Genomic DNA, 7,426 nt, shown 5'->3' on the forward strand with positions numbered 1-7,426 from the left:
ACCTGGTGCTCGGCGTGAGTTTGAGCAATACCCAGTTCGGCCTGCCGAATCTGGTCACTGAACTGCGTCAGGTGATGGAGCGCCATGCGTTGCAACCGCGGCAACTGGAAGTCGAAGTCACCGAAGAAGCGTTGATGCAAAACCCGGACGAAACCCGCAAGCAACTGCGGCTGCTGCGTCATCTCGGGGTGCGCGTGGCGCTGGATGATTTTGGTTCGGGGCCGTGCTCGCTGGCGCATCTGCGCGATCTGGAACTGGACACGCTCAAGCTCGACCGCCACTTGATCGCGCGCCTGCCGGACTCGCCACGCGATGCGGCGCTGGTGCGCATGGTCATCGACCTGTGCAAGCAATACGGTCTGCTGGTGATTGCCGAAGGGGTGGAAACCCTCGAGCAATATCAGTGGCTGCAAGCCCATGGCTGCGAATACGTGCAGGGCTTCCTCGTCGCGCGGCCGTTGATCGCCGAAGACGCGGTCAGCTTCGTCGAACCGTTTGACTGGAGCGCGTTGCCCGGTTGAATTCGCTACACTGGCGGACCTTTTTCGAACCGCGTCGCTCGTCCATGACTGTGTTGAAGTACCTCCAGGCCTACCCCGCGCAATTGCAGGATCAGGTGCGCCAACTGATTGCCGAAGGGCGCCTGGGTGAATACCTGAATCAGCGCTATTCAGGGCGACACGACGTGCAGAGCGACAAGGCCTTGTACAGCTACGCGCTGGATCTCAAACAGCAGTACATGCGCAATGCGCCGGCCATCGACAAAGTGCTGTTCGACAACCGCCTCGACCTGACCCACCGCGCCCTCGGTCTGCACACCACGGTGTCACGGGTGCAGGGCGGCAAGCTCAAGGCCAACAAGGAAATCCGCATCGCCGCGCTGTTCAAGGACGCCGCGCCGGATTTTCTGAAAATGATCGTGGTGCACGAGCTGGCGCACTTCAAGGAATCGGATCACAACAAGGCGTTCTATAAATTGTGCGAGCACATGCTGCCGGGGTATCACCAGATCGAGTTCGATCTGCGTGTGTACCTGACGTGGCGGGATATGCAGGCTTGACCAATCAGGAAGGTGTGGATGGACGTCAGCAAGACCAAGAGCAGTTTCTATCGCCGTTTGTACGTGGCTTATCTGATCGATAGCGGCCTGGCGCCGAGTGTGCCGACGCTGACCGAAGTCACCGGCATGCCGCGACGCACGGCGCAGGACACGATTGCCGCGCTGGCCGATCTGGACATAATCTGTGAGTTCGAACAGGAAGAGGGCGCGCGCAATCATGCCGGGCGCTATCGGATTCGCGAGTGGGGAGCGATTGATCGCGGCTGGATCGAGCGCAATTTGCGGCAGATAAAAGCGGTGCTGGAATACCCCTGAATCCAGCGGCGCCTGAACTGACGCAATCGCTGGCAAGCCAGCTCCCACAGGGATCTCCAGCGAACACGGTTTTCGTGAACGAGCGATGAACCTGTGGGAGCTGGCTTGCCAGCGATGAGGCCCTCAAGAACGACGCATGCCTATGTGGGGAATCCCATCCTCGAGATATTCCTCGCCCGCCACTTCGAACCCGTACTTGCCGTAATACCCCTGCAGATGCGCCTGCGCCGACAGATAGATCGGCACCTGCGGCCAGTGCTTTTCGGCCTGCTTCAGCGCTTGTTCCATCATCGCGTGGCCCAACCCTTTGCCACGGCCGGCGGGCGCGGTCACCACGCGGCCAATCACCACGTCGCCGCCTTGGGATTCCGGGTCGAGCAGGCGCAGATAAGCCATCAGCTGATCATCCTCCCAGCCCATCAGGTGATGGGTATCGCCCTCCAGATCCTGGCCGTCGAGATCCGGATAGGTACATTTCTGTTCGACCACGAATACATCAGAGCGCAGCTTCAACAAGGCGTACAACTGCTCTTTGCCCAGATCACGATGATGTTTGCAGATCCACTCGATTGTCATTTTTCGATTCCTTGACCATGTCGCCCGATACTAAGCGCAGCAGCGCCGTATGTCTGTATGGCGCAACAGTCTGTGATAAAGGTCAAAATGCCACTATTCCTTTCTCGCGCTGGCTGCGACTTTGTGTAATCTGCTCAAGAGCACTGTCCACTGGCTCCCATGAGCTAATGTTCAATGCTTGGGTTTTGCCGGTAAGGGGCCTTGGGTTTTGACGTGAAACCACGTCGGGCGGTTGCCCGCTGAGGATGTTCAAGCATGCTGCGATTGCTTCAAGCCGTTGCTTTGATCGGACTGCTGGTGCTCGGCCAGGATGTTGCGGCGCAGAAGCTGCGGCTGGCGTTCGATAATTGGCCGCCATTTACCGACGATGCACTGGTCAACGGTGGCCTGGCCACCGACATTGTCAGCACCGCACTGGCTCGCGCCGGTTATGCCAGCGGTTACGAACAAGTGCCGTGGGCGCGCGCATTGCTGGGGATTGGCGAGGGGCGTTACGACGTGCTGGTCAATGCCTGGTACAACGACGAACGCACGCAGATCGGTCAGTTTTCCGATGAGTACCTGATCAATCGCATCCGCTTCCTCAAGCGTAAAGACGCACCCATTGAGTACAACAGCCTCGAGCAACTGCACACCTATCCGATTGCGGTGGTGCGCGGGTACGCCTATTCCGCCCCTTTCGATGCCGACACGGCGATGCAGAAAGTGCCCGTGCACAACTTCGCCATGGGCGTGCGCATGCTCGCGGCGGATCGGGTCAAGCTGACGCTTGAGGATGAGTACGTAGCGAAGTATTACCTGGCGCGGGAATCGGCCAAGGTGCGCAATTCGGTGGAGTTTTTACCCAAGCCGTTGAGTGAAAACAGCCTGCATATTCTGGTCAGCCTGAAGAATCCGCAGCATGAGCAGATCGTCGCCGGGTTTGACCGGGCGATTGCAGCGATGAAGGCTGACGGGACTTATGAGAAGTTATTGCGGCGGCATGGAATGTAGTGGGGGAGCTACAAGCTACAAGCTACAAGCTACAGGCTACAGGCTACAAGCCGAACGCAACCCGGCTTCTAACTTGAAGCTTGAAGCTTGAAGCTTGCAGCTTGCAGCTTGCAGCTTGCAGCTTGCAGCTTGCAGCTTGCAGCTTGCAGCTTGCAGCTTGAAACTTGTAGCTAGACTTCTTTGATCAAATGCGCCGCCAATGTCCGAAGCGGCCCCAACTGCCGGCAAATCAGCGCCAGCTGCGTCTGCACCAACCGCTGCCCTTCATCGATTTCATCCGGCATCTGTTCCAGCTCATTGGCCAGCGCTTCTTCTTCATCACTCTGAATTGCAATCGGCTGCTTGCTCGCAAGGCCTTGAGCGATTTCGTCGATGCTGGTCGCCAGTTTCACCCCGGCGCCTTCGATCAGATGCTCGCGCACCTCCGCTGGCAACTGTGTTTCACGGTGTGCGCCGAGCCCTGACAAATAGCTGAGCAACGTGTGCGACAGCACCAGGAAACGGAAACCGACATCCGCCTCCTTACGGAAGTGTCCCGGTTCCATGAGCATGTTCGCCAGTGTCGTCGACAGCGCCGCGTCGGCGTTATGGGCGTTGCGGCGGGCCAGGCGATAGGCGAGGTCGTCGCTCTTGCCGGCGGCGTATTGCTGCATGATCTGGCGCAGGTAGATGCTGTTGCATGTCAGGGTGTTGGCCAGCACTTTGTTCAGGCGCCGGCCCTGCCAGTCCGGCAGGAACAGGAACACCGTCAGACCCGCAATCAAACTGCCGAGCAAGGTATCGAACAACCGTGGCAGGAACAGCCCGTAGCCATCGCCGACCTGATTGAAGCAGAACAGCACCATGATCGTGATCGCCGCCGTCGCCAGGGTGTAGCGGGTGGTGCGATTGGTGAAGAACACCACGCCGGCAGCGATGGCGAAGCACGATTGCACTACCGGGTTGGGGAACAGATCGAACAGCGCCCACGCCACCGTCAGGCCAATGGCCGTGCCGATGATCCGCTGGCCGAGTTTGCGCCGGGTGGCGCCGTAGTTCGGCTGGCAGACGAACAGCGTGGTGAGGATGATCCAGTAGCCTTGGGACGGGTGAATCAGGTGCACCATGCCGTAGCCGATGCTCAGTGCCAGCGGCAGGCGCAGGGCATGGCGGAACAGCAGCGAAGTCGGCGTCAGTTGTGTACGCAGGCGAATCCACACGTCCTTGAGATTGCGCGGTGAGCGGTCGAGCAGGCTGCTGTCGGTGGCGTCCGCCAGGGCATCGGGGTTGCTGGCATCGCTGAGCAGGCGGTCGAGGGTGCCGAGGTTGGCCGCCAGTGCGCGCAGCGAGCGCAGCAGGCCGCGCCATGCCGGGTTGCTCTGGATGCGCAAGTGTTCGAGGGAGGCATGCAGGTCGTTCAGGGCTTCGGCGAAACTGGCGTCGTAGATGAACGGCTGGCGCATCTGGATGGATTCGGCCAAGGCCCGGCAGGCCTTGCCTTGCTGGCGCAGCAGGCGCTGGCAGCGGAACAGCACGTCACTGTGGAAGAACGCCTCGGCCAGCGCGTTGTAAGGGTAGTGCGAAGAGCTGGCGCGTTCGTGAATGTCTTGGGCGAGGAAGTACAGCTTGAGATAACGGCTGACTTTCGAGCCGGGTCGACCGTTGCCGACCCGGTGCAGGATGATTTCCTTGGCCGTGTTCAAGGCGGCGACCACCCGGCCATTCTGCTGCGCCAGTTCGAGGCGGCGGGCTTCGACGTCCATCTGCCGGATCGGCTCGAACAGCGAGGATTTCAGCTTCAGGTACAGGCCCAGCTCGCGGAACAGGCGCGCCAGACTTTGCTGCACCGGTTGATTGGAAAACAGTGCCTGCCACAGCACCGAGAGCAGGCCGTACCACGCCGCGCCAGCGACCAGCAGCATCGGTTCATGCCAGAAATCGGTAACCGCGCCGCCGCGCTGATCGACGCCGATCATCGTGTACACCGACAGAATCAGCGTCGCCGAGGCGATCGCACCGTAACGCTCGCCCAGCGCGCCAAGCATGGTCAGGCCGAAACTGGCCAGCGCCAGGGCCACGGCAAAAATGATCGGGTAGGGAAAGAGCAATTCCACCGACAGCGCGGCGATGCTGAAACACACCAGCGTCACCGCCAGTGCGTTGAGGCGGCCCTGCCAACTGTCGTCGGTTTCGGCCAGGGCGCTGGCGATGATGCCGAGAAACAACGGGATCAGCAGGCCCATTTCATCCTGATACCAGCACAGCGCCATGCTGCCGGTCAGGGCGATGAATACCCGCACGCTGTAGCTGAATTTATCCAGCGCCCACAGGCGCCGCAAAGACTGACGAAACGAGGTCGAGGACATGAAGTGCGAAGGCCTTCCGAGGCGATGCCGCTAAATTGAGCCAGTAATGACGCCGACGCAATGGCGTCGAGCACATCTGACAGCAAAAAGTGTTCCTGACTGCTTTTTTGCCGAACTCAATTTGGGGATTGGCACAAAACCTGTGGGAGCTGGCTTGCCAGCGATGGCGTCCTGGCATTCAACATCGGTGTTGGATGTGCCGGCCTCATCGCTGGCAAGCCAGCTCCCACAGGGATTGCATTTCACATTTGAAAGACGTGGATCAAACGAACTGCGCGGCGGCGTAACCGGAGGCCCAGGCCCACTGGAAATTGAAGCCGCCCAAGTGCCCGGTGACGTCAAGCACTTCCCCAATGAAGTACAGGCCGGGGCTTTTCAGCGATTCCATGGTCTTGGACGACACCTCGCGGGTGTCGACGCCGCCCAGGGTCACCTCAGCCGTGCGATAGCCTTCAGTTCCCGCCGGCACAACCTTCCAGCTGCCGAGCTTCTCGGCAATCTCCGCCAGTTCAGCGTGGGTGTACTGCTTCATCGGTTTGGAGACAAACCAGTTGTCCGCCAGCAGATTGGCCATCTTCTTGGTGAAGATCTCGCCAAGCAAAGTCTTCAGCTCGCTGTTCGGACGCTCGGCGACTTGCTGTTGCAACCAGCTCGCCGCGTCGTGATCCGGCAGCAGGTTGATCTCTACCGTATCGCCAGACTCCCAGAACGAGGAAATCTGCAGAATCGCCGGGCCGCTGAGGCCACGGTGAGTGAAGAGGATGTTCTCGCGAAAGCTCTGGTCATTGCAGCTGACCAGACAATCCACCGAGGTCCCGGACAGCTCTGTGCACAACTCCTTGAGCTGGTCGGTAATGGTGAACGGCACCAGGCCGGCGCGGGTCGGCAGCAGTTCATGGCCGAACTGTTTGGCGACCTGGTAACCGAAACCGGTAGCGCCCAGGGTCGGAATCGACAAGCCGCCGGTGGCGATCACCAACGATTGGCACTGGACCTGACCGAGGGTGGTGTCGAGCAGGTAGCCGCTGTCGGTTTTTTCGATGGTCTGGATTGAGGTGTCCAGGTGCAGTTCGACGCCGGCCTGATCGCATTCATCAAGGAGCATGCCGAGGATGTCGCTGGATTTGTTATCGCAGAACAGCTGGCCGAGTTTCTTCTCGTGGTACGGCACGCCATGTTTGCCGACCAGACCGATGAAATCCCACTGGGTGTAACGCGCCAGCGCCGATTTGCAGAAATGCGGGTTCTGCGAAAGGAAATTGCTCGGTTCGGTGTACATGTTGGTGAAATTGCAGCGACCACCGCCGGACATGAGAATTTTCTTGCCGGCCTTGTTCGCGTGGTCGAGCAGCAACACCTGACGCCCGCGCCCGGCGGCGGTCAGGGCACACATCAAGCCGGCGGCGCCAGCGCCAATGATCACGACTTCGGTAGAGCGCAAAACGGTGTCCTCACACAATGATCGTTCCCACGCTCTGCGTGGGAATGCCGCCATGGACGCTCTGCGTCCGTTGTTATGTGACGCGGAGCGTCACGGGATGCATTCCCACGCAGAGCGTGGGAACGATCAGGTCAGAGAATACGCACGCGCAACGAGCGGCCCTTGATCTTGCCGTCGTTCAGGCGCTGCAAGGCCTGCATGGCCACGGTGCGCTCGACAGCGACGTAGGCCTGGAAATCGAAGATGGCGATTTTGCCAACCTGCGCGCCGGGAATGCCCGCTTCGCCGGTCAGTGCGCCAAGAATGTCGCCCGGGCGCACTTTGTCTTTGCGGCCAGCGCCGATGCACAGGGTGGTCATCGGTGGTTGCAGCGGCGCCAGGCCCTGGGACTTGAGGTTGTCGATCTGATCCCAGTTCAGCGGCGCTTTCTGCAGTTGTTCGATGGCTTGCGCACGATGCGCTTCGGACGGCGCGACCAGACTGATGGCAATGCCTTTCTCGCCCGCGCGACCGGTACGGCCAACGCGGTGGATGTGGATTTCCGAATCGCGCGCCAGCTCGACGTTGATCACCATGTCCAGCGCATCGATGTCCAGACCACGGGCCGCGACGTCGGTGGCGACCAGCACCGAGGTGCTGCGGTTGGCGAACATCGCCAGCACCTGATCGCGGTCACGCTGTTCCAGATCGCCGTGC

8 protein-coding genes are annotated in these 7,426 nt (G+C 60.2%); 4 read left to right on the plus strand and 4 right to left on the minus strand.

Annotated features, from left to right (window positions below):
• The 3 genes from OQK_RS13040 to OQK_RS13050 form a co-directional block, all read left to right on the plus strand.
• Positions 1-521 (plus strand): EAL domain-containing protein (locus tag OQK_RS13040; protein ID WP_038860918.1); only part of this gene is annotated, 521 nt, incomplete at its 5' end.
• A gap of 44 nt (positions 522-565) precedes the next feature.
• On the plus strand, positions 566-1,060 hold the full coding sequence (locus tag OQK_RS13045; RefSeq protein WP_038861199.1) for a YgjP-like metallopeptidase domain-containing protein: 495 nt from the start codon (positions 566-568) through the stop codon (positions 1,058-1,060).
• Between the two features lie 18 nt (positions 1,061-1,078).
• The gene (locus tag OQK_RS13050; protein WP_016772794.1) at positions 1,079-1,375 is read left to right on the plus strand and encodes a winged helix-turn-helix domain-containing protein; all 297 of its coding nucleotides are present in this window, start codon (positions 1,079-1,081) and stop codon (positions 1,373-1,375) included.
• Positions 1,376-1,498: 123 nt separating this feature from the next.
• Here OQK_RS13050 and OQK_RS13055 read toward each other — a convergent pair whose 3' ends face one another.
• Positions 1,499-1,951, minus strand: coding sequence for a GNAT family N-acetyltransferase (locus OQK_RS13055; protein WP_016772795.1), 453 nt, complete (start codon positions 1,949-1,951; stop codon positions 1,499-1,501).
• A gap of 255 nt (positions 1,952-2,206) precedes the next feature.
• On the opposite strand from OQK_RS13055, the gene OQK_RS13060 reads away from it, so the two are divergent.
• Positions 2,207-2,944: a substrate-binding periplasmic protein gene (locus OQK_RS13060; protein ID WP_016772796.1), complete on the plus strand. Its 738-nt coding sequence runs from the start codon at positions 2,207-2,209 to the stop codon at positions 2,942-2,944.
• Between the two features lie 170 nt (positions 2,945-3,114).
• Here OQK_RS13060 and yccS read toward each other — a convergent pair whose 3' ends face one another.
• From yccS to OQK_RS13075, 3 genes are all read right to left on the minus strand, one after another.
• On the minus strand, positions 3,115-5,289 hold the full coding sequence (yccS, locus tag OQK_RS13065; RefSeq protein WP_016772797.1) for a YccS family putative transporter: 2,175 nt from the start codon (positions 5,287-5,289) through the stop codon (positions 3,115-3,117).
• 262 nt (positions 5,290-5,551) lie between these two features.
• The gene (locus tag OQK_RS13070; protein WP_016772798.1) at positions 5,552-6,730 is read right to left on the minus strand and encodes an NAD(P)/FAD-dependent oxidoreductase; all 1,179 of its coding nucleotides are present in this window, start codon (positions 6,728-6,730) and stop codon (positions 5,552-5,554) included.
• A 131-nt stretch (positions 6,731-6,861) separates the two neighbouring features.
• On the minus strand, positions 6,862-7,426 hold a 565-nt coding region (locus tag OQK_RS13075), incomplete at its 5' end, for a DbpA RNA binding domain-containing protein (RefSeq protein WP_038860919.1).

This window comes from Pseudomonas sp. R62, assembly GCF_000257605.1.
Lineage (GTDB): Bacteria > Pseudomonadota > Gammaproteobacteria > Pseudomonadales > Pseudomonadaceae > Aquipseudomonas > Aquipseudomonas atacamensis.